This is a genomic window from Methylomonas sp. HYX-M1, from assembly GCF_040741385.1.
Lineage (GTDB): Bacteria > Pseudomonadota > Gammaproteobacteria > Methylococcales > Methylomonadaceae > Methylomonas > Methylomonas rhizoryzae.
Window position 1 is genome coordinate 1,317,331 of sequence record NZ_CP160405.1, and the last position, 22,172, is coordinate 1,339,502.

The 22,172-nt window shown below is 53.6% G+C and carries 18 protein-coding genes and 1 pseudogene; 5 read left to right on the forward strand and 14 right to left on the reverse strand.

Going from position 1 to position 22,172, the window contains the following annotated elements:
• From AB0A83_RS06220 to AB0A83_RS06285, 14 genes are all read right to left on the reverse strand, one after another.
• On the reverse strand, positions 1-342 hold the full coding sequence (locus tag AB0A83_RS06220; RefSeq protein ID WP_150047438.1) for a zinc ribbon domain-containing protein YjdM: 342 nt from the start codon (positions 340-342) through the stop codon (positions 1-3).
• 59 nt (positions 343-401) lie between these two features.
• Positions 402-1,058, reverse strand: coding sequence for a thiopurine S-methyltransferase (locus AB0A83_RS06225; RefSeq protein ID WP_367155713.1), 657 nt, complete (start codon positions 1,056-1,058; stop codon positions 402-404).
• Positions 1,059-1,072: 14 nt separating this feature from the next.
• Positions 1,073-1,282, reverse strand: coding sequence for a hypothetical protein (locus AB0A83_RS06230; protein ID WP_367155714.1), 210 nt, complete (start codon positions 1,280-1,282; stop codon positions 1,073-1,075).
• Between the two features lie 362 nt (positions 1,283-1,644).
• Positions 1,645-3,912, reverse strand: a complete 2,268-nt coding sequence (gene rnr, locus AB0A83_RS06235; RefSeq protein ID WP_150047441.1) for a ribonuclease R — start codon at positions 3,910-3,912, stop codon at positions 1,645-1,647.
• Between the two features lie 63 nt (positions 3,913-3,975).
• Positions 3,976-5,568 (reverse strand): hypothetical protein, encoded by a 1,593-nt coding sequence (locus AB0A83_RS06240; protein WP_150047442.1) that lies wholly within the window; start codon positions 5,566-5,568, stop codon positions 3,976-3,978.
• 322 nt (positions 5,569-5,890) lie between these two features.
• Positions 5,891-6,334, reverse strand: coding sequence for a hypothetical protein (locus tag AB0A83_RS06245; protein ID WP_232056796.1), 444 nt, complete (start codon positions 6,332-6,334; stop codon positions 5,891-5,893).
• Positions 6,335-6,413: 79 nt separating this feature from the next.
• The gene (locus AB0A83_RS06250; protein ID WP_150047443.1) at positions 6,414-9,386 is read right to left on the reverse strand and encodes a DUF748 domain-containing protein; all 2,973 of its coding nucleotides are present in this window, start codon (positions 9,384-9,386) and stop codon (positions 6,414-6,416) included.
• 8 nt (positions 9,387-9,394) lie between these two features.
• The gene (locus tag AB0A83_RS06255) at positions 9,395-11,167 is read right to left on the reverse strand and encodes a hypothetical protein (RefSeq protein WP_150047444.1); all 1,773 of its coding nucleotides are present in this window, start codon (positions 11,165-11,167) and stop codon (positions 9,395-9,397) included.
• Positions 11,168-11,372: 205 nt separating this feature from the next.
• Positions 11,373-11,771, reverse strand: coding sequence for an RNA-binding S4 domain-containing protein (locus tag AB0A83_RS06260; protein ID WP_150047445.1), 399 nt, complete (start codon positions 11,769-11,771; stop codon positions 11,373-11,375).
• The gene (locus AB0A83_RS06265) at positions 11,764-12,123 is read right to left on the reverse strand and encodes a rhodanese-like domain-containing protein (RefSeq protein WP_150047446.1); all 360 of its coding nucleotides are present in this window, start codon (positions 12,121-12,123) and stop codon (positions 11,764-11,766) included. Before AB0A83_RS06265 ends, AB0A83_RS06260 begins: the two co-directional genes overlap by 8 nt.
• A 43-nt stretch (positions 12,124-12,166) precedes the next feature.
• Positions 12,167-13,123: a 4-hydroxy-3-methylbut-2-enyl diphosphate reductase gene (gene ispH, locus AB0A83_RS06270; RefSeq protein WP_150047447.1), complete on the reverse strand. Its 957-nt coding sequence runs from the start codon at positions 13,121-13,123 to the stop codon at positions 12,167-12,169.
• 37 nt (positions 13,124-13,160) lie between these two features.
• Positions 13,161-13,646, reverse strand: a complete 486-nt coding sequence (gene rraA, locus AB0A83_RS06275; protein WP_367155716.1) for a ribonuclease E activity regulator RraA — start codon at positions 13,644-13,646, stop codon at positions 13,161-13,163.
• A 12-nt stretch (positions 13,647-13,658) separates the two neighbouring features.
• Positions 13,659-15,017 (reverse strand): tRNA 5-hydroxyuridine modification protein YegQ, encoded by a 1,359-nt coding sequence (yegQ, locus tag AB0A83_RS06280; RefSeq protein ID WP_150047449.1) that lies wholly within the window; start codon positions 15,015-15,017, stop codon positions 13,659-13,661.
• 34 nt (positions 15,018-15,051) lie between these two features.
• Positions 15,052-15,297 (reverse strand): hypothetical protein, encoded by a 246-nt coding sequence (locus tag AB0A83_RS06285; protein WP_367155717.1) that lies wholly within the window; start codon positions 15,295-15,297, stop codon positions 15,052-15,054.
• Positions 15,298-15,345: 48 nt separating this feature from the next.
• Between AB0A83_RS06285 and AB0A83_RS06290 the strand changes: the two are divergent.
• From AB0A83_RS06290 to AB0A83_RS06310, 5 genes and pseudogenes are all read left to right on the forward strand, one after another.
• Positions 15,346-16,008: pseudogene (locus tag AB0A83_RS06290) on the forward strand (IS3 family transposase); the annotation flags it as partial.
• Between the two features lie 51 nt (positions 16,009-16,059).
• Positions 16,060-16,500, forward strand: a complete 441-nt coding sequence (gene ureE / locus AB0A83_RS06295; protein ID WP_367155718.1) for an urease accessory protein UreE — start codon at positions 16,060-16,062, stop codon at positions 16,498-16,500.
• Positions 16,490-17,164 carry an urease accessory protein UreF gene (locus AB0A83_RS06300; RefSeq protein WP_367155720.1) on the forward strand — a complete coding sequence of 225 codons (675 nt, stop codon included), beginning with the start codon at positions 16,490-16,492 and terminating at the stop codon, positions 17,162-17,164. Before ureE ends, AB0A83_RS06300 begins: the two co-directional genes overlap by 11 nt.
• Before the next feature lie 90 nt (positions 17,165-17,254).
• Positions 17,255-17,875: an urease accessory protein UreG gene (gene ureG / locus AB0A83_RS06305; protein WP_150047452.1), complete on the forward strand. Its 621-nt coding sequence runs from the start codon at positions 17,255-17,257 to the stop codon at positions 17,873-17,875.
• Positions 17,876-18,657: 782 nt separating this feature from the next.
• The gene (locus AB0A83_RS06310) at positions 18,658-22,095 is read left to right on the forward strand and encodes a dockerin type I repeat-containing protein (protein ID WP_367155721.1); all 3,438 of its coding nucleotides are present in this window, start codon (positions 18,658-18,660) and stop codon (positions 22,093-22,095) included.
• Positions 22,096-22,172 lie beyond the last annotated feature (77 nt).

The window sequence follows — 22,172 nt, forward strand, 5'->3', positions numbered from 1 at the left end:
TCAGGCTTTTTTGACGAATTCCGATTTCAACTGCATGGCGCCTATACCGTCTATTTTGCAATCTATATCGTGGTCTCCTTCGACCAGGCGAATGTTTTTGACTTTGGTGCCGACTTTGACGACCAACGAACTGCCTTTGACTTTGAGGTCTTTGATGACCGTGACGCTATCCCCGTCTTGTAACGGGTTGCCGTAGGCATCTTTGATGGTGCGTTGTTCTTCGCTCGCTGCGTTGTGCGTTTCGGTCGGCCATTCGTGCCCGCATTCCGGGCAAACCAACATGCCATGGTCTTCGTAACTGTATTCGGATTGGCATTTTGGGCAGTTAGGCAAGGCCGACATAAGATTTCACCTTTAGGTTTGGTAAGCAAACCTGACATTATCTTAAGTTATCGAACAAATTACAAAACGGATATGCGATAAATTTGTTCGTGCATATAGCTTAAGCCGCGTTCGCGAAAACGGGCGTCGGCTGCAAGAAGATCGCTGGAATATACAAATTCGATATTGCACCACTCGGCGTATAAACCATGGATTTCTTCGGCCGGCACCGAAAACGGCGGCCCTTGCATTTCATGTTGCGGATAATCGAAGCTAACCAACAAGATGCGAGTGCCGGTTTGCAGCAGTTGCGTCAATTTTTCGACGTAGGCGGGACGCATTTTGGCCGGTAATGCCACTAACGAAGCCCTATCGTAGACTGCATCGATGTTTGCCAGCTGCTTGGGATCGAGCTGGAAAAAATCCCCGCAAAAAATTACGAGATCGCCGTAGCGGTATTCACTGAGCGCATCGGTGGTTTTAACTGCAGGGCAAAGGCCGTTTTCGGAAAAAAACGCTTTAACGGCCAACTCGCTGATTTCTACCCCTATTACCCGGTATCCTTGCGCAGTTAGCCACAACATATCGTTGCTTTTACCGCAAAAGGGTACGAATACCGTAGCGCCTGCCGGACAATTCAAGCCGGGCCAGCAGGCGGTCAGGTGCGGATTGATGTCCGGGTTATGAAAGCCGATCTGATTTTGCTGCCAACGCTCCAGCCAGAAGTGTTTTTCCATGAGGTTGGAGATAGTTACGAACGCAGTTTACGGATGCATTGCCGGGCAAATTGCAAAATCGGTAGATCCATGCCTTGGAAGTTGGCGTATAGCTGTTCGATGTCTATCGGGTCCAGATGCACGTATATACCGTGTCCGGTTGCGGCGATAAATTCCCGGCTTAATGTTTCAATGAACGTGAAACGATCGATGTAGTTGTCGCTAACTTTATTGTTGGTACTCATGGCGTTCACCCTGGTATCTGATTGTCTTCGTGAACTAATCTGCATTTCTAGCGCCAATTAGTGCAATTTAATTGAAATCAATCACATAAAAATCTGTTGCGATAAAAGTGGTTTTCTGGCAGGGACAAAGTGTCAAATTTGTCATACACTTTGACAAAATTGTCGGAAAAGCCTGGCAAGTGTTTTACGGTCGAAAGTAAAAAATCGCATGTGTCGATGCTTCAGTTGCCGGGGCGTCAAGCGTTGCGCAGCAGCCCGCGACTTTGTCAGTGTGGCCGGGGTTTCGTAGGCCGCGGGTTGTAGGTAATATCAGATTCCGTAGTGCATGAATCGCTATAGCGGTCGTTCAGGGACGAGTATGATTATTGTTTGCGCGATTTGGATTTATTTTTTGCTTTGGTTTTGCCGGCGGTTTTTGCCGGTTTCTGGTTTTTTTTGCGTTGTACCAACTCGAAGTCGATTTTCTTGTCGTCCAAGTCGACCCGGACCACCGTCACCCGCACCGAATCGCCCAAACGGTAGCGTTGTCCGGTGCGGCTGCCGTATAGCTGGTGGCGGCTAGCGTCGTATGCGTAATAATCGCCGTGTAAAGAAGCAACATGCACCAAGCCTTCCACGTAAATGGCTTGCAGTTCGACAAACATGCCGAAGCTGGTGACGGCGGAGATTACGCCGTCGAATTCCTCGCCGATTTTATCCATCATATATTCGCATTTAAGCCAGCTGACCACATCCCGCGTGGCGTCGTCGGCCCGGCGTTCGTTTGCGGAACAGTGTTCGCCGAGCAAGGTCATGTCGGAATGGGCATAATGAAATTCGCTCGGTTTCTTACTCGACAGGCAGTGACGTATGGCTCTGTGTACCAATAAATCCGGATAGCGGCGGATGGGGGAGGTGAAATGGGTATAGGCCTCCAGTGCCAAACCGAAGTGACCTTTGGTCTCCGGGCTGTATACGGCTTGAGACATGGAACGCAGTAACAGGGTTTGAATCAGGTGGGCGTCTTTACGTTCCCTGACTGAATCCAGCAAATGCATATAATCCTGCGGTGTCGGTTGGGCGGCGCCGCCTAACCGCAAACCCAGTTCGCTCAGGAAGGTGCGCAAGGCCAACAGTTTTTCGTTGCCGGGCCCGTCGTGTATTCGCAGCAAGCGCGGGATTTTTTTGCGATTCAAGAATTTCGCCGCGGCGGTGTTGGCGGCTATCATGAATTCCTCGATCAATTTATGGGCATCGTTGCGGACCAGCGGCACGATTTCGGCAATTTTGCGGTTAGGCCCGAATACTATGCGGGTTTCCTGAGTATCGAAATCCATCGCTCCGCGCAGTTCCCGTTGAGTTTGCATCGCTTTGAACAAATCGTAAAGCGTGTGCAAGGTCGGCAGCAGTTCGGTGTGTTTTTTAGCGAGTTTACGATCGTTTTCGACCAATATCTTTGCGACTTCGCTATACGTCAAGCGGGCGTGCGAACGCATCACAGCTTCGAAAAAGCGCGAGCGCAGCAATTTACCGTCGCTGCTTATCAGCATTTCGCAGGCCATGCAAAGACGATCGACGTTAGGATTCAGCGAACATAAGCCGTTCGACAGGATCTCCGGTAACATAGGAATGACTTTTTCCGGAAAATAAACCGAGGTGCTGCGGTTTTGCGCTTCCGCGTCCAAGGCTGTACCCACGCGCACGTAATGCGACACGTCCGCTATTGCCACCAGCAGCTTCCAGCCCTTTGCGGTTTTTTGCGCGTACACCGCATCGTCGAAGTCGCGGGCGTCTTCGCCGTCTATCGTGACCAACGGCAGATCACGGAGGTCTTCGCGGCCCTGCTTGGCGAGTTCGGGGACTTCCGGTTGTAGCTCGGCTATTTCCGCCAGTACACTGTCCGGCCAATGATTGGGCAGTTCGTAGGATCGAATGGCCATTTCGATTTCCATGCCCGGCGCCATGTGCATACCCAGCACTTCCGTGACTCTGCCGATGGGTTGGCAATGGGCGCCGGGCTGTTGCACGATTTCGGCCACCACGATTTGGCCTTTGCGGGCGCCGCCGCTGTCTTCTTTGGCGATTAAAATTTCGTGGGCGATTTTTTTGTTGTCCGGAACGACAAAGCTGGCTCGGCCCTCGACGAAAAACCGGCCGACGACCGAATGGGTATTGCGCTCGGTGATTTGTACCACCGCCGCCTCGCGCCGACCTTTTCTATCGATGCCGGTGACTCTGGCCACAACGCGGTCGTTGGGCATCAACGGTTTCATTTCACGCGGAGACAAAAATAAATCGTCGCTGCCGTCGTCTGGCTTTAAAAAACCGAAGCCGTCCGGGTGGCCTAACACTCGGCCGGCGATGGTATTTTGACCGTTGCCGGGGCTGTATTTTTGCCGGCTATTAAAGGTCAGTTGGCCGTCGCGTTCCATGGCTCTAAGCCGTCTACGCAGCGCTTCCAAGGCGTCAGGCGATTCCAGGGCGAATTGTTGGGCGATTTGTTGGCGCCTAAGCGGTTTGCCTGCGCTTTCGAGCAACTGCAATATGGCTTCGCGGCTGGGAATCGGGTGTTCGTATTTTTCGGCTTCGCGTTGCGCAAAGGGGTCTTCGAAGCCGTGTGCTTCGGGGTCCTGATCGCTTGAAGTGCTCATTGCCGTGTCGATTGCGGATTTGCCGGGGCGGCAAACCGGGGATAACGGTGTTTGGGAAAACTGTTAAATGAAGTCATAACCTTTTTTGTTCTCTTGCTGTTGAGCCGGATTTTCCATAACGCGACGGCATTCGAACTGCCAGTAACCCAATCCGATATTTTTACGCCCCATAAGGATGATAGGAAAGCTTTCTTGTCCTAAATTCATGCGCAGTATATCGCCATCTTTGATCATAAAGGATTCTAAAATGATAAAGCTTTTCTCCTCATCGGCGAATTTGGCCCAATAAATGAGCGCTCGGCGCGGGTCGCTGCCGGCCGTAGCGCCCGGTTCCAAATAAGTGACCGGGAAAGACTGGGCGGCTATGATGCTGATTTCGAAAATCAGTTTGTCGTCTTGTTTGGGTAGTTGAATTTTGCAGACCACCCCTAATGCTCGCTGTTGCGGCGGAATGTTGGTTTTCCGGAAGCTGACCAGACTGCCTATAGACAATACCCCTTCTTTTTCGAATCGGCAAAATAGCGCGCGGTCGGAATAGGTCTCGGCCGATACCTCCAGCTCGGCTGACGGCGATTTGCCGGGGTCTTGCAGTTCGTGGGTGGCGTCCAAACCGATGGCGACATAGCGGCTCAAGCGGTCGGAAAACAACACCGTACCCTGCGGCTCCCGGCCTTGCCAGCGTTGCATCAGATAGTCGAATAATTCTGCGGACAGTTTATATTGATCGCTTTTGCGAGTATCCAAAGAACTGAATCTGACTTCGTCCTTGCTGCAGTATTTATCCTGCTGGCGCGCGATTTTATGCAGTTTTTGCAAGTTCAAGTACATCCTGGCGGATTCGGAGCGGCTATCCTGCTGCATCCGTTCCGGATCGACGAAATGCGGCGGCAGGTCTTCGTCCATTAGAATCACGCATTGCACGAATTGCTCGGCCACGGGCTTTTTTTCAAACGAGACCAAGTCGCCGATTCTTTCGATGAAGTCGTAAACCAGCTGAAATTCCTTTTGCATCAAGCCTGACGGAAACGTCAAGCTAAGCAACAGAATTTGTTTGTAAGCATCTTCTACGCAACTCGCTCTGCCGAACAGGCTTGTTTGTTCGCCGACCCGGTTCTTTTCCTTGCCGAGTTTAACCGCCAATTTATATAAAGAATGCAGATCGTACCAAATCCAGTCCGGGACCGGATAGCACATCGTATAGTGGGTGATGACTATGCTGCTCAAGCCGGTGATGCAGCGGTGTATGGCCAGTGGTATGTTTTTGCTCTGCAGCCAGCCTACTTCTCTGCGCGTGAGTTCGCGTGCGATTATCCAGTAACCAATCGTGAATTGCTTTTCCAGGGTCATGGTCAGCGCGAAAATTTTCTTTTCGATTTCGCCCTTCGGAAATCCGTACTTGATCAAGCGCGAGCGCAGGTAGTCTTCGATGGTTAAGAATTGTTGCCGCAGTAGCTCCAATGCAGTTAAACGGTTGTTGGCGCTGAGTTCCAAGCTGATCAAATCGTTGACCAAATCCTGAAACAGTCGGGTGGCTAAGCCCGGATTGGCCGCCGGCAATTCGGCCAGCCATTGTTTTAACGCCGGTTCGGCGAAGGTGGCGGCCAAATGCGGGTCTTTTCGTTGCTCGGGAATGACCAGAAAAAAAGAGTTTTTCACGCACAGTCCGAATAGATGATGGGATTCAGCTTCGTTTTGGGTTGGAGAGTTTCGATACTGAAGTTGTGAGAAATCAGCATCGGATTAGCCAGATCGTTTAAGAGCTCCGGAGGGTGCAGCAGGTTAACGGCAAATCGCCGGCAAACTTGAACCGACGGCGCAAGGCGGGTTGGTTTGCAGGCAATTTCTATGTAGGTTAGTAGGTTCCGTAATATCACTTGGAGTTAGAGTCGAAAACTGTCGCTGCAAATGGCCGGGTTAAGGCTGCGTCTTGCCGGTTAACCATTGAGTCGGTTTTAACGCTTAGCTGTGACGACGAAAGCTAACGCGGCGAAATCGTTAACGCGCCCAAGGTTACCCCAATGTCTACTCCGCGACCGTTACCGGACAGGACCAAGGAAATTTCCCCGGCGGTCAGAATTTGCCCGTCGAAGGAATTGGTCATCCCCGCGTGTCCTCCCAGCGCTACGTAGTGGCCGTAAATCTCGTTGATGTTGCGGACTTCGGAAAACACGCCGGTGCCCTCTATCTCCGATTTGCCGATAGTGAAGCCTATGCTTTTGGAGGACAAGCCTACCTGGGCGCGTTGACCGTTGCTGCAGCTGATGTGGCCGACTCCGTCGTATTGTTTGTATACCAAGGACCAGCCGCTGAGTTTGTAGGTCATGGTGCAGGAGGTCATATTGCTTGCCGAATAGACCGGCGCGCTGGAAAGCGATGCCGCCAGCGCGCAGGCGAGTAACATCTGGGTGGATCGGTTTTTCATAAGTTCTCCGTTATTTTCGCTGCCGAGGCCGGAAAATAAGTTTCGGCAGCCGATTATAGTACAAAGCCCCTACCGGCTGTCAGGAAGACACGTTCAGGGACAGTTGGGCGTCGATGCCTTCGGGGTTCTCCGCCTTATTCAGTTCCGTTGCCAAAATATATAAGCGGCTGCTGTCGACGCCGGCGGTTTCCACCAAATATTTGGCGATGCGGTTGGCTCTGGCCATCGCTAACTCGTTTAAGCGTTCCGGCTCGGGTTGCATCACGCTTTCCAGCTCCTGTTGCGCGCTGCTGTAAAAGTCTGCATCGGGTTTGTTTTTGATGCGGGGAGAACCTAACAGCGAATAATCAATGCTGTTGGGGAATACTTCCGCGTAAAATTTTGCCAGCAGGCGTTTGTATTCGCCGTCTGAAAGCTCGATATATTCGGCGCGGATTTTTTCGCCTTTGTCGCGCAGTTCGCCGGACTTCATTTTTTTCAGAATATCGGTTACTACAGCGGAGCGAAGCTTCGGCCAATCGGCGGTTTCATAGGCGATACCTTTGATTTCTAAAACCAACTCGGTTTTTTGCGCCAGCGCTTTGGCAATTTCATCCAGTTTTTGAGTTTGCTCGACGTCCAAATCGCTGTCTCCGGCGGCGAAACGGACTACGCTCAAATCCGCGTCGTCGTCGAACAAGGACGATAAGGCTTTGAACGGTGCCGATACAGTTTTGGTAATAAGGTTGACGAATACATCGGTGACCAAGGAGCCTACGCTGAAGCTCGGGTCTTCCAAGCTGCCGGTAATCGGAAAGTCCAAATTGATTTTACCGTCTGCGTCTTTCAGCAAGGCTATGCCTAGCTCCAGGGGCAGGGACACCGCTTTGGGGTTTTCCACCTTCTCGCCCAACGTCAGTTGGTCGATGAAAATTTTATTTTCCGCGGCTAATTGGCCTTTTTTAACGCTGTATTGCAAATCCAAATCCATTTGGCCTTTTTCGATTTTGTATCCGGCGAATTCGGCCATGTAGGGAGTAATCAGCGGCAGGGGTAAATGACTGAAATTCAGCACGATATTGGCGTCGCCATTTTGTAAGTTGTAATCGCCTTGTATTTTGACCGGCGCAAGATCGTGCACTTTGCCGCGCAGTTTCAGTTTGGTGGAAACGTCGGTATTGGAACTGAAGCCATCCACTTCGCCGTTTAAATCGTTCATTTTGACGACGAACGGCAATATCAATGAATAATCGGCAAAATCCGATTTACCTTGCGTCAATTCGATTTTGCCTATCGTCACGACCGGCCCCCGCGCTTGCTCGATTGGGGTTGATGTTGGCTTGTCCGGCTTAAGCTTGGCTTTAGCGTGCGGTTTTGGTTCGGCGCGACTCACCAGCAAATCGTCGACGTTGTTGCTACGGTCTTTATTGATGATGAAACGGACGTAGGGTTGCTCAAAATTGACCGCGCCCAAGGTGTAGTCTTGTTTGGGTACGTCTATCGTCATTTGTTTCAGATTCAGATGGGTCCATTTGACGAAATCCTGGTTCTTGCGTTTGTCGCGGGTAATCAAGTGGGCGATATCGGCGTCGCCTTGATACACAATTTGCAAGGGTTCGGCGGCGGCCATTTGCAAGTGGCCTTGGGTATTGAAGTTGCCGTCCACCAGTTCCAGCTTTATGAAGGGATCGATATAGCTTTGAAAGGTTTTCAGCTTGATATTTTGTATGGCGACCTGCCAGTTGGCGCTAAACGGAGACAGCACTAAATCTCCTTGTAATTTGATGCTCCCGTCGTGGTTGAAGCGGGTATCGAACTGCAGCGGCAAGTGCAGCCCGTCTTTGTTTTTATAATCCTGCAAGCCGATATGCAGGTCGCCGAGTTCCATGGCCACCGGTTTGGCTTGGGTGTAATCGGTAAAACGAATTCGATAACCGTTTAAATCCAATGAGTCCACGGCAATTTGCCAGGCTTTGCCGCCGGTTTGCGCGGCGGTGGGCGGTGGCTGTGAGGCGGCGGGGGCGGCGTCGGCGTCGAACAGACTTTGGTAGTTCAGCTTGCCGTCCGCTTGCAGCCAAGCGTTGATCAGCGCTCCGCGCGAGTGGATTTGGCCGATTTCGACCAGTTGACGTTGCAGATCTAAGCCTATGTGGTCGACGGAGAAATCGGCAATGGAAACCAAGGAATCCGGCTTGGCTTTTTCGTGTAGATTCAGCTCGGCGATGTTCAGCTTGCCTTCGGCTAAGGTGGCTTGCAGCCCGGTGGGGGCGTGCGCGTCGAGGCTGAAATCGACTTGTAAAGCCAGGCGGCCTTGCGCGATTTGCATAGGGGTCAACGGTTGCAGAAACAAACTCCAAATTGCCGGCAATTCTATGTCTTGCAAACTGAGGCGACCTTTGCCGATCAAAGAGGCAATGTCCAGACTGCTTTGCAACTCGATCTTGCCGCCGGAGGCCGGTTGTGCACTGATTAAAATCTCGGTAGGCGAGTTCGGCTGCAGGGACAGTGCGTTCACGCGGATATCCACCGGGGCCAGGGTTTCCGCCAGTGGTTGTCCGGCTTGATGGTCCAGCCATGCGATGCGCGCGTTTTCTATGCCGGCTTGGCGTATGAACAGCGGAAGCGGATCTGTGGTGGGTTCGGCGGTGACCGGTTCCGTTGCGGAGGGTGGATCGGTTTGTGCGAATTGGTCGACCAAGTCGCTGAAATTGAAGCGGCCGTTTTCCAGGCGTTCGAGGTTGACGGACGGGGATTTCAATTGAAGGTAAGCCAGCGTCAGACCGCGCTGTTTGATGGAATCGACGACGTCGATATCCAAGGCCAACTCTTCCCAATTCAGCAAGGTCCGATGGTCGCTCAGGGTCAGGGCAACACCCTGGATGTCGGTTTTCAAGTCGAAGGGATCGAAATGCGCTGCCTGGATTTGTACGCTGTGTCCGGTCAGTTCGCTGAGTAGGGCGGGCAATTTATTTACGGCCCAATAGGGCACCAGATAGTATCCGGCCGCCGCGTAAAGCGCGAGTAGGGCTAGCGGTACGCCACCGAGTAACAATAAGGTTTTCCGCTGACGCATCGGTTGGCTCAATGCAATTTATTCAGAAAATCGGTTTCGATCCGGCAGCCGGCCAAATCGGGGTAGTCGGCGAGGTTTTGTTCGAAATCTCGGAATGTAGAATGCTGGAAGGTCAAGCGGGTGATTTTGTTGGCGCTCAGTTCGAATTCCAAAGCGCCGCCTTTTTCGCGCGGACTGCCCGGTTTAGTCAAAAACAATACGATACCGATATTGGGCAGGGGGTGTCCCAGTTCTTGCGCCGGCCGCACGCAGCTATAACTGTCGATGCTCAAGCCCAGCATGACGTTGGCCAACTGCGCCGCGCTGACGACTAATCCTTCGTCGGAGATGGCGGGTACTTGCAATAGGCCTTCCAAGCCGAAATTGCTTAAATGGTTTTGCAACAGTACGTTACCGTTACCGGCCGTGCCTGAAAATAATAGCGGATAGAGTTGTCGGGTCATTTCGTCTTTGTCCGGGTGGTTCAATGCGGCCAACAGTTGTCGGCCCGCCGATTGCACCATACCGATCACGCCCTCTTTTTTTTGTCGGTTATTTGTCAGCAAATCCCAATCTTCGGCAGTATTGACCGGTAAACGCAGGGATTTCATCACCGCATAATCTTCCGCCGCCAGACAGGCGGAAAAGTTTTTAGCACGGTACTTTTCCAATAATTGCGGACGTAAGGCGTCGGTCATCGCCCGTTGCGCCGTAATGTTGTAATTACGCCAATCGGCGGACTGGGCTAAAAAATAGTACAGCACCGCATTGCGGTCGAACTTGTTGAAGCCTAGACCTTTAAGCACTAACTTCAAGCGCCGGCATTGCGCATCGACTTGATCGGCATCGCGCCAGTCCGGGTTTAGCAGCGGTTTTTCCGCTTCCGGGCTTTGATCGATCACCTGTTGCAGCGGTAATTGTCCGGCACTGGTTTGAATCGGCGTGCGCATCAATTCGTCCAGCGATAGATCGTGAGCATCCGGCAGGCCGGCACTGTCTGTTTTCAATAACAGCGAGGCACTCAACTCGGGATAAATTTTCAGGTTTCCCAGCAATTTGGGCTCCGCACTCCATAGGCTTATGCCGCCTTCCTCTATTTCGTAAACCGGCAAACGACTGGCATGCAATTTAGCGCCGTCCGCACCTAGGCTGACCGCCGGCGGCAGGGTATGGGTTTCGGTGCTGTATTGGGCGTTAGCGCTAGGTTTGTTCTGTACGCTCTGATTGGCGGCCGTAGCGTCAAGCCAACTGCCGGCCAATTTGCCCATGACCGCGATTCCGGTGCCGACGCCGGTCAGCATCATCAGATTGCTGGTGGTGTTGATGTCGTTGACCAGTTGCGACAAATTGGTTTCGCTGCTGTGGCTGGTCAGAAAACTATATTCCAACTGGGTGTCTTTGGCGGAATCCAGACGCAGCCACGGGGTTAAATAAGCCCGCTTGGTTTCCAGTTTGTAATTGCATTTGCCGCTGGTGGCTTGATACAAAAAACCGCTGGCTTCGCGTTTGAATTTTAGCGATTCGTTGTTGATGTTGAAAACCAAGGCGGCGGACAAATCGCTGCTTTCATAGGCGCCGCCCAGAGTGCTGCAGCCGCCTTTGAGGGAGTTGTCGCCCTTGAACTCGAATTCTGAAACGAGTTGCACGTAATAATCGTCGGCGCTGACCGCCGCTTGCCCCGGTAACGGGCTGAGCGATTGAGCGTCGGTTTTGGGAAAATCGACCGTAATTTGCCGGTTAGAGGCACAGCCTGACAGCCACAAGGCTGCTAGCGGAATCAAGAAAGTTTTGGTGAGTGACATGCAGTATCCGGTTTGTCTTCTGCGGTTTGATTCATAAGCGTGTGATCGAAACAGAACGGATTGGTGGATCAACGCTGCGACAAACTTATCGGAGTTGCCTTGCGGGCGTTGAATAATCCGCACTTTGCGTCTGAGAAACGCAAGCGCAGCATGATAAATTGAAGTTGGAAGCGTGGCTATTGTTTTTACCGGATCAGTCCGGACATCAAGAAATGTCTTGTTTGAAGCGGTGAATTTGCCGACGCTGTTTTTTGTTGGGTTTGCGTTCCCGCTCGCTGGGGCGCTGTAATGCCTGCTGTTGCTTTTGCAGGGTTAGTTGTTGCTGGCGTTTGCTGTGGCTGGCTTCGTCTTCGTGGTACAGCTGAGCGGCTTCTTTAGCCGGACGGCGCTGTTTGTTAAGGTCGGTGACTGCCAGCTCCCAGGTCAATTGGTCTTTGCTGACGGTGATGATGTCGCCGACCTTGACGTCTTTTCCCGGCTTGCAACGCTGGCCGTTGACGTGAACCTTGCCGCCGCTGACGGCTTCGGCGGCCAAGCTGCGGGTTTTGAAAAAACGCGCAGCCCACAGCCATTTGTCGATGCGGATTTCCTCCAGGTCAGCCAAGCGGCAACCCGTTGTCCGACCAGGCTTTAAAACCGCCGGCCATGCTGACCGCGTGCGCGTAACCCATTTGATTCAGCACCTGCGTGGCGAGTGCCGAGCGGCCGCCGGTTTGACAATACACCAGGATAGATGCCTCGTGCCGTCCTTGTACCGCCGGATGGGCGTCGATTTTGAATTCCAGCACTCCGCGCGGAATATTGATGGCGCCCGGCAAGTGTCCGGCGGCGAATTCTTCCGGTTCGCGCACGTCCAACACGATGCAGCCGGCCAATTTGCCGTGAGCGCCGGCCGTATCGATTTCAGTGATCTGTTGCTTGGCCGCAGCCACCCATTCTTGCGCAGTGATGCCCATATACACTCCTAAAAACCAAATCGGGAACAGGCCTGACGCAATCTCAGGCTTCCATGGATTTTTTCAATTCTTTCGGGATGGAAAATACCACTTTTTCTTCGATGCCGGTATTTTCCCGCACCGTGGTGTCAGCCCCACCCCAGGCTTTCAACTGTTCTATGACTTCCTGCACCAACACTTCCGGCGCGGAAGCGCCTGCGGTGACGCCGACGACTTCGATGCCGTCCAACCATTCTTGTTGCAAATTGCGGTAGGTATCGATCAAGTAAGCGGGTTTGCCCAGTTGCTCGGCAATTTCACGCAAACGGTTGGAATTGGAGCTGTTAGGCGAGCCGACCACGAGTATCAGGTCCGAGATTTTGGATAAGTCGTGTACCGCATCCTGACGGTTTTGGGTGGCGTAGCAGATGTCGTCTTTTTTTTGTTCTTTGATGGACGGGAATTGTTCGCGCAACGCGTCGACCATGACTTTGGTATCGGTCATGGACAGCGTGGTTTGGGTGACGTAAGCCAGATTGTCCGGATTGTGGACCCGCAAGTTTTTGACGTCTTCCGGGGTTTCCACCAGATAGATATTGCCGTTTTCGGTACATTTTTCGTACTGGCCCATGGTGCCTTCCACTTCCGGGTGACCGGCATGGCCGATCAAGATCACTTCCCGGTCTTGTTTGGCGTGTTTGGCCACTTGCATGTGGACTTTGGTAACCAACGGGCAGGTAGCGTCGAATACCGTGAGCTGGCGCTCTTGCGCTTCTCTTTGTACTTGTTTGGAAACGCCGTGGGCGCTGAATATCAGGTACGAACCGACCGGAACGTCGCTTAAATCTTCGATGAAAACGGCGCCTTTTTGCTTTAAACCGTCTACCACGGTGCGGTTGTGCACGACTTCGTGTCTGACGTAGATCGGTGCGCCGAAAGTATCGATGGCTTGGTCGACGATTTCGATGGCTCGATCGACGCCGGCACAGAATCCGCGGGGGTTTGCGAGTACGATTTGCATATTCTTGACTAATTTACTAGGTTACGACAACGGAATTCTAATCCAATTTTGCGTCGACGACGATAATACCGTCGCTATCCGCATATAAATACTGATCTTTTTTAAAGTTGACGCCGGCAAAAGTAATCATGATGTCCCGCTCGCCGTGGCCGTGTTTGCGGCTGCGCAAGGGATGAGTGTCCAACGCCCTGACGCCGATAGGCATCTCGTTGACGATTTCCGAGCCACGCAGGCAGCCGTAGATGATGATGCCTTGCCAGCCGTTATTCAGCGCCATACCGGCCAAGGTATCGCCGAAGAGTGCGCAACGCCGGGAGCCGCCGCCGTCGACCACCAGCACCCGACCGGTGCCGTCTTCTTCCAGTACTTGCCGGACCAGGGAATTGTCTTCGAAGACTCTTAGCGTGGTAATTTGCCCGCAAAATTGTTTGAGCTTGCCGAAGGGCCGGAATAAAGGTTCGGCGATTTGAAACGATTCCCGCTCGGCGAACCGGTCACACAAGTCTGCGGTTAAGAATGACATCGTTAAACTCCTTTACGCGTAATAACGGGCTAACAGACCGTACTGGCAGTCGGCGTCGGGCAGGGGGATGCGAACTTCGTAGCCGCCGCCCGGCGCTTCTTGCATCGGATTGCCGAATTTATCGCTCATTTGCTGCACGGTAATATCGCGGTTGCCGTCCGGCAATATGATTTCCAGGCGGTCGCCGACCGAAAATTTATTTTTGACGCTGACGTCGGCCAGACCGCTGGCCGGGTCGTAACCGGTGATTTCGCCGCAAAATTGCTGCTGGTGGCTGCGAGAGTAGCCGGAAATGTAGTTTTGATGTTCGTGGGTGTGATGGCGCTGGTAAAAGCCGTCGGTGTAGCCGCGATTGGCCAGATTATCCAGGACGCCTATCAGTTCCGGCTGAAACGGCCGGCCGTTCGTCGCGTCGTCTATCGCTTGCCGGTAGGCTTGCGCGGTGCGGGCGACGTAAAAATGCGATTTGGTACGGCCTTCGATTTTCAGACTGTCGATGCCGATTTCCACCAAACGTTGCACATGCTCGATGGCACGCAAGTCTTTGGAGTTCATGATGTAGGTGCCGTTTTCGTCTTCCATGATAGGCATCAATTCGCCTTTACGGCCTTCTTCTTCCAGAAAGTAAATCTGGTCCGCCAAGGGATGGCGTTCGCCGCCGCCGCAACCGGCGCCGGTCATGCCGGTTGTCAGGTCGGCCATCGACAGCGTGGCGGCCGGAGAGGGTAGGTAGTCGCCTTCGGCGTTTTCCACCGCCGGTACGGTATCGTATTTCCAGCGGCAGGAATTGGTGCAGGTGCCTTGGTTGGGGTCGCGGTGATTGAAATAGCCGGATAGCAGGCAGCGGCCGGAATAAGCGATGCATAAGGCGCCGTGCACGAACACTTCTAACTCCATGTCCGGGCATTCCTGACGGATTTCGGCGATTTCGTCCAACGAGAGTTCGCGAGACAGAATGATGCGTTCCACGCCCAGGCTTTGCCAGAATTTGACGCTGGCGTAATTGACCGTATTCGCTTGAACCGACAGGTGAACCGGCATGTCCGGCCATTTTTCGCGGGTCAGCATGATTAAGCCGGGGTCGGCCATTATCAACGCGTCCGGCTGCATGGCGATGATGGGCGCTATGTCTTTGATAAAGGTTTTGACCTTGCTGTTATGCGGGATGACGTTGGCGGCTAGATAGAATTTTTTGCCGAGCTGGTGGGCCTCGGCGATGCCTTTAGCCAGGTTATCGGCTAAAAAGTCGTTGTTTCTTACCCTGAGGCTGTAACGGGGTTGACCGGCGTAGACGGCGTCAGCGCCGAATGCGAACGCGTAACGCATATTGCGTATCGTGCCGGCGGGGGAGAGGAGTTCTACCTGTTTCATGTGCGGAGTACGGCTAACGGGAGGGGGCAGAATTCTAGCAAAGTTCCGGCCGTATCGTCGCATCTTTTGCTATAAAACCCCGCGAACGGTGGGGCTGAACGGTACGATACCGTTCTAAATTGAGTTCGTTGTACGGGACTTTATCAAACGCTTGCCGTAAGGCGTCAACATGCTCTATCAATAATCTGTTGCCATAGCGTTCGGCCGGGTTGACGGTAAAAAACCAGGTGGCTCCGGGAAGATAAACAGGTCGGTAATCGGTCATGGCGAACAGCTTCAAGTCGGTTACGCGAATGATGCGGTTCGTGCCTCACCGCATCCACGGACTCGTAAAGTCCGGAACCCATTGAAGCGAGAAGGCTTGACGGTGGCCCGCTGCACCGTGGAGCGCCTGATGAAAGACCTGGGTCTTAAAGGCGCCAGGCGCGACAAAACCATCAAGACTACGATCAGCGACGCCGATGCGGCATGCCTCCTTGGATCGGGTGAACCGCCAATTCAGCGCCGAGCGGCCGAATGCTTTGCGGGTGGCGGATTTCACCTATGTCAAAACCTGGCAAGGCTTTGTCTATGTGGCTTTTGTAATCGACGTATTTGCTCGCTACATCGTCGGTTGGAAAGTCTCGTCTTCCCGCATGCCGACTTTGTACCGGATGCGCCGGAGCAGGCGTTACATGACCGGCAACCCCAGCGCGACGGCGGCCTGATTCACCACAGCGTCCGCGGTGTACAGTACGTGTCGATCCGCTATACCGAACGTCTGTCAGACGCCGGCGTTGAGGCATCCGTGGGTAGCGTCGGCGACTCGTATGACAATGCCCTGGCTGAAACCATCAATGGCTTGTATATGGCCGAGCTGATTCATAAACCATCCTGGAAGCATCGCTAAGCCGTCGAGCTTGTGGGTCTACCGGTTTAATCATCGACGCTACCAGCCGAAGCCGAGGCCGGGTATTATCAACATTTTTCCGAGTCGGCTAAGGCAGCATGACTCACAACAATCAGCCGCCGAGATTCCCGGGGCGATTCAATGTAAATAGCCATGATAACTATGCTTAAACTCACCGAAACCGCTCACCCCGAAGCCTCCACCGACGATATCCTGACCCTGCCTTACGATGCCAGGCAAAAATCCAGGCAACCGGCCGTGACCGCCAGCGGTTTGGAAGTCGGCGTGTTCCTGCCGCGCGGGCAAACCTTGCGGCACGGCATGGTGTTGAGCAACGAGCAGGGATTCAGGGTGCGGGTTAACGCTGCCGCGGAGGAGGTATCCGTAGTCAAATGCGCCGATGCCTTGCAGTTTGCCCGCGCGTGCTACCATCTGGGCAATCGCCACGTGGCGCTGCAAATCTTGCCGGGCGAATTGCGCTTTTTGACCGATCACGTGCTGGACCAAATGTTGGTCGGTTTGGGCCTGAACGTGGAACACCACACATTGCCATTCGAGCCGGAAGCCGGCGCCTATCATCAGCATGGTCATTGACCTGCCTTTGCTGCGGTTATTGCAACTGGTTAGTCCCGGCCTGCCGATCGGCATGTTCTGCTATTCGCAGGGTTTGGAGCGGGCGGTGCACGACGCTTGGCTTGGTAATGCCGAACAAGCGGACGAGTGGTTGCGGGGCATATTGCACAACAATTTGGCCCGCACCGACGCGCCGTTGTTGGCGCGGCTTTACGACGCCTGGTTCGCGGTAGACCTCGATCGGGTAACGGTCTGGTCGCAAACTTTGCTAGCCTATCGAGAAACCGCCGAACTGCGCGCCGAAGACAAGCAAACCGGCCAGGCCTTGGCGCGCTTGTTGGCGCAGCTGGACATGCCGGAAGCCGCTGACTGGCAGAAGCGGCCGGATACCACCTTGGCGGCTTTATTCGCCTTGGCTGCGGTGCGCTGGCGCATAGACAAAGCCGCAGCCGTCAACGGCTACTTGTGGGCTTGGTTGGAAAACCAGGTGCTGTGCGCGGTTAAATTAGTGCCGTTGGGGCAGGTTGCCGGCCAGCAGTTGTTGCACGGTTTGGCGACGGACATACCGCGCTTGGCGGAACAAGCGTTAAGGCTGAGCGATGCGCAAATCGGTGCCGGCAGTTTTGGGTTGGCCTTGGCGAGCAGCCGGCACGAGACGCAATACTCGCGCTTGTTTCGCTCTTGATTTTTCCCAATTTCAGGCGGATGGCGGGTATTGGGGAAAGCATTGTTTATCCGGTTAATTCAACATAGATTCGCAACGGGGAATATCGCTATGAACGCTAAACAGGTATTAAGAATCGGCATCGGCGGTCCGGTCGGTTCCGGCAAGACGGCATTGGTGGATGCTTTATGCAAAGCCATGCGCGACGATTTTCAGATCGGCGTGGTGACCAACGACATTTATACCCGCGAGGACCAGCAGTTTTTGATACGCAGCCAAGCCTTGCCGGAAGAGCGCATATTCGGCGTGGAAACCGGCGGTTGTCCGCATACCGCGATTCGCGAAGACGCGTCCATGAATCTAGCCGCCGTGGACGAGTTATGCGAGCGTTTTCCCGAGCTGGATTTCGTATTGGTGGAAAGCGGCGGCGACAATCTCAGCGCCACCTTTAGTCCGGAACTGGCGGATCTGACCATTTACGTGATCGACGTGTCGGCCGGCGACAAGATACCGCGCAAGGGCGGCCCGGGCATCACCCGTTCGGATTTGCTGGTCATCAACAAAATCGATCTGGCACCTTACGTCGGCGCGTCGCTGGAGGTGATGGACCGTGACGCCCGAAAAATGCGCGCTGACAGGCCGTTCGTGTTTACCAACATCAAAACCGGTGAGGGTTTGGATCAGGTTGTGGCCTTCATCGTCAAACAAGGCATGCTGCAAGCCGTTGCCTAACAGCGGACATCAATCAAACTGCAGTGGATAGCGGATGCCATGTAAGGCCTTTCGCCCAAGGCCGCCGCGTGTTCAGCCTATGCCGTTGTTTGAATGTTGTTACAGTCCAGTCCCGCCGGCAGAGCGGAGCCACAGTCGGCGAATCCCCCGCAAAATTTTGCCGTTCCGAATAAGCCGATCGGCCTGTCCGGCAACCGGTTCGGCTACAAATCAGGCTAGCGCTTCCGGTACGAATTCGTCAGTGGCGCCGGCCTTTGAGTGCGACGGATTTTCGCTGATCGCTTGGTATGCCTTTCCCGATAAGGCGACTCTTGATTAACTGCGGCCGATACAACTTGTGCATTAAAGGCGATTGAAATACGCAGTTGCATGGCCTGATTTTTTGCGTTAGTAATCACAAAAAATCAGCTAAACTCATCGAGCGGTGGCGGTGGAAAGTCGCGGATTCTTAGGGGAGAGTAGGATTACTCCCGTGACAGCCAACGTATTTCTGTTTTGGCAGCTTGGTTTTGGGGTTTGAAGTTGATTGAAAACTGGCTTTGTATCCCCCGCGAAGCGGCAAGACCAATGGTCGGTAATGAATTAACCCAGTGTTTTAATCGCAGAACAAGCCGAATCTTTCGGTTCCGGGCAACTAAAGGTGAGTGTTTGATTGGTCTCGGGGGAATGAATTCGGTAACTAATCTTTGTTTCTAAATACTTACTCATCAACTAGGGTTGCTAATAATTTCATTGATCCGAAGTGCAAATGTACTGAAAACTTTTTTACCTACGGAGTAGTTATGCAAATCCGTCGAGATTATCGCAGGCCATATCTTGTGGCGAGAATATTGATGCCGTTAGGCACACTTTTGGTGTTGTTGCTGGTGCCGGCGGCATTCGCGGCCGGGCAGGACGGAGACGACAGACTTTCGCTGCCTAAAGCCCCTCGAGTTTTGTCGCGTAGCGTTCTGGGACCAAGAACTTCGCCTTTCGACCCGCCTTCTCAAGATGTTTTTTTTACTGATGGCGGGGCAGGATTGGACACTGGCTGTACCTTCAACAATGACCCGAATCACCCACTAGTTATCAACATAGCCATAGACAAATTTGTGGGGGATGTCGACGCGAACGGTTATTTGGTCAATCCCGCGCCGCTCGTTTCCGCCGGCATTATTCCGGCGACGGTCGACATCATCATGCCCGCGTACGACATTGATGTTAACGGTTCGCCTCCACCGGAACGGGATGAAGCCTTATTCAATGGTCAAAGCTTGGGATTTCTGACCGGCGATGATGGGATCTGGAAGCTGAATAGTTTTAGTATCGACATTCGGAAAGTGAAATTTCCTTCCCGGCCCGCTAGTGGCGGCAATGTGGTGCCGGTCATCAATACAGTCCAAATCCATGTAGACACCTTGAGTAGCGGTCGCTGGTGCGCTGCGATTGACTGGGTAGCCTTGGTTATACCGGTACGGCCTAAACTAGCGCTGGAACTCAAGGTTATAGACGGCAACAAAATTCGGCGGAATACCGGCGCTGCGACTATCGATACGATCTACCAGCAGGATTTCGATGCGGCCTGTAACGTAAACACGACCATAGGGCCAATCGACGACTATCCGTTTTCAGGGCCGGCGACTTCCGGACTGTTCGGCTGGTTTAGCGGCGAATCCAAACTGCGGGCCAAACTCAAAACTTGTCCCGAAAACAGTATCGACCCACCCGAAATCGAAGCCGAATGGACCGTCAGCGGAGGCGGGCCAAGCGCTTCTACTGCCTGGAATGGTTTCGAGGGAGATGTCACGGTCAAAATGCCGGACAACGTTGGAAGCTACACCGTGGATTTCACTTATACCGTCAACGGTACACAAAACCTTACCGCAAGCCGCAAACTGTTTGTTACCAAGGCAACGCCGCTAGGGAGTGTCAACCCGCCCCGTTTGAGCTGGTACGAGAAGGCTACCGATTGGGCTTCCGGCCAGTCGGACGAAGAGGCGATTATCAAGGCGGTACTGGATGGCGTTTACGCTTTTGGCGGTGCTAACTGGCGTTACGGCTATGACTTCGGGGCCGTACCAAAATGCAGCTGGGAAAACTTGGTAGCTAATCCGATTAGCTGCAACTACTCGGACTGCTATGTTTTTAGCGACGTACTGACCGGCATGACGGCCACTCTCGGCATAAGCGGAATGTCTCCTGTGCCGCCAGTAACGGCACCCGGCAACAATCATTTCATAACCACCGGCTCGCCCTCGCTTGATCCGGCGTTTCGAGGGAGCGCCAAACCACTCGGTGGAGGAGCATTTGATCGCTACTACTTTTCCAGCCATAGCCTGGTCAAGCGCGGATGGTTTTTTCCGGATTACTACGACGCCACGTTTGATGGAATCTACGGCAACAAAACCCAATTCATCGCATTCAACCTAACCGGCGCAACCGCGAACGATGCCGGAGGGCGGGAGTACTATGTCACGACGGAAGGAGCCAAGGTCTACGACCTTTACAGCGGCCATTATGACGGTTGGGGCGACTACGAATACACGTTGCCGGCTTCTCCCGCTCCCAAGTTGATGGCACCGGCTACCCTGGCGATGGCAAGCACGGATCTGCAACTTCCGGGTACGGCAAGTTTCCGAACGCTCGATAGCAATGGCGACGGCATTTATGAAGGCATTGCTGCCGATGTTGACGTAGAGGTGCTGACTGCAGGTAGTTACACGATAGTCGGGCGGCTTGAGAAGAACGGCATTTTGGTGGCAAACAGGCCGGCTTATGAATCGCAGTTATCCAGCCGCGTTACTTTTCAGGTAAACGCTCCGGGTAGCCAAAAGGTAACTATCATCTTTTCCGGGGAGCTGATTTATCAATCCGGGCAAGACGGCCCTTACGATCTGGTGTTGAGAGGTAACAACATCCATCTTTCGCTGCAGACCCCGGCTTACGACCATCGTTCCTTTGGCGAGCTACTGACCACCATCACCGGGGTAGGCGACGAGGGAATTGACGAGAACAGTGACGGCACACTGGAAGGCATCCGCGCCAATGTGGATTTAACCGGCCGCGCCGCCGGCAACTATCGCATGATAGGCAGTCTGATCAAAAACGGCGCAACCTTGGTCAACGCCGGTGCCGAGATTACGCTCTCGGCCGACCGGCAGACCGTATCCTTGGTATTTCCCGGTCTGCCACTGAAACGATCCGGGCAGGATGGTCCGTACGAAGGCGTGGTGTACTTGCAGGACGGCAACGGTCATACCGTTTCCAGCTTCGATTTTCCGACGCAAGCCTACCAAGCCGGTGTTTTCGAGTCGGTGATCGAGCCGGTCGGGGCTCAATCGGACCAAGGCATAGACAGCAACGGCAATGGCCTGCACGACACTCTCTCCGTCAGCTTTGGGGCGTCGTTCTCCCGCGGAGGAACCTTCCTGTTGACCGGCGCCCTTAGTAACGCGGCCGGAAGCAAAACCGTGTTCGGCGAACAACTGATCAGCGTCGTACCCGGTACCCGGCAGCTGACCCTCAATTTTGCCGGTCCCGACATCTATGGCCAGCAAATAGACGGTCCTTATCGGATAGAGGTTTCGCTCCGCGATCCATCGACTCAGGCAGTCATTGACCGGCTGGCGCTGCCGCAAGAAACCAAGGGGTATCTGTATACCGACTTCGATTCGTCTCGGAACGTGTCCGCCATTACGTTAACCGGCGCTGCAGACGACCAGGGTATCGATACCGACGGAAACGGTTTGTTTAATCAACTGCAAGTCGGCGTGGCCGTGAAACTGATAAACAGCGGTACTTATGAATGGAGTGCGCGGTTGGTCGATTCACGCGGTACGGAGATAGGTTTTTACACCAAGAGAGCTTTCTTGAATGCCGGCAACAGCCAAATCGATTTTGTCTTCGACGGCAGCCGAATCGGCAAGAACGGTAGAGACGGGCCTTATTTCGTCAAGAGCCTGTTGATGTACGGGACTAGCACCAATTTGGTAGCTACCGACGTGGCGGCGACCTCGGATTATAAGGCCGGTGAGTTTGAAGGTTACGTAGCCAAAATAGCGGGGGATATCAACGGCGACGGCAAAGTGGATCAAGCGGATGTAACGCTGTTCCAACAAAGCCTGGGTAGTGTGATCGGCGACCCGAACTACAATCCGGACGCTGATCTGGATGGCGACGGACGGGTTACCGTCAATGACTTGCGCATACTTCGCGATCTGATCAAAAAATCCAAGCTGTGACTTATAGACACGGAGCGGCGCTGTATTGGCCGCTCCCTTCAGTCGGCTAAACGCATTACAACCAAGCTACGGAGCAT

What these genes read in the sequence shown, in the direction of transcription:
- AB0A83_RS06220 (WP_150047438.1), bottom strand. Translation starts at nt 342, where the DNA reads ATGTCGGCCTTGCCTAACTGCCCAAAATGCCAATCCGAATACAGTTAC.
- AB0A83_RS06225 (WP_367155713.1), bottom strand. Translation starts at nt 1,058, where the DNA reads ATGGAAAAACACTTCTGGCTGGAGCGTTGGCAGCAAAATCAGATCGGC.
- AB0A83_RS06230 (WP_367155714.1), bottom strand. Translation starts at nt 1,282, where the DNA reads ATGAGTACCAACAATAAAGTTAGCGACAACTACATCGATCGTTTCACG.
- rnr (WP_150047441.1), bottom strand. Translation starts at nt 3,912, where the DNA reads ATGAGCACTTCAAGCGATCAGGACCCCGAAGCACACGGCTTCGAAGAC.
- AB0A83_RS06245 (WP_232056796.1), bottom strand. Translation starts at nt 6,334, where the DNA reads ATGAAAAACCGATCCACCCAGATGTTACTCGCCTGCGCGCTGGCGGCA.
- AB0A83_RS06250 (WP_150047443.1), bottom strand. Translation starts at nt 9,386, where the DNA reads ATGCGTCAGCGGAAAACCTTATTGTTACTCGGTGGCGTACCGCTAGCC.
- AB0A83_RS06255 (WP_150047444.1), bottom strand. Translation starts at nt 11,167, where the DNA reads ATGTCACTCACCAAAACTTTCTTGATTCCGCTAGCAGCCTTGTGGCTG.
- AB0A83_RS06265 (WP_150047446.1), bottom strand. Translation starts at nt 12,123, where the DNA reads ATGGGCATCACTGCGCAAGAATGGGTGGCTGCGGCCAAGCAACAGATC.
- ispH (WP_150047447.1), bottom strand. Translation starts at nt 13,123, where the DNA reads ATGCAAATCGTACTCGCAAACCCCCGCGGATTCTGTGCCGGCGTCGAT.
- rraA (WP_367155716.1), bottom strand. Translation starts at nt 13,646, where the DNA reads ATGTCATTCTTAACCGCAGACTTGTGTGACCGGTTCGCCGAGCGGGAA.
- yegQ (WP_150047449.1), bottom strand. Translation starts at nt 15,017, where the DNA reads ATGAAACAGGTAGAACTCCTCTCCCCCGCCGGCACGATACGCAATATG.
- ureE (WP_367155718.1), top strand. Translation starts at nt 16,060, where the DNA reads ATGATAACTATGCTTAAACTCACCGAAACCGCTCACCCCGAAGCCTCC.
- AB0A83_RS06300 (WP_367155720.1), top strand. Translation starts at nt 16,490, where the DNA reads ATGGTCATTGACCTGCCTTTGCTGCGGTTATTGCAACTGGTTAGTCCC.
- ureG (WP_150047452.1), top strand. Translation starts at nt 17,255, where the DNA reads ATGAACGCTAAACAGGTATTAAGAATCGGCATCGGCGGTCCGGTCGGT.
- AB0A83_RS06310 (WP_367155721.1), top strand. Translation starts at nt 18,658, where the DNA reads ATGCAAATCCGTCGAGATTATCGCAGGCCATATCTTGTGGCGAGAATA.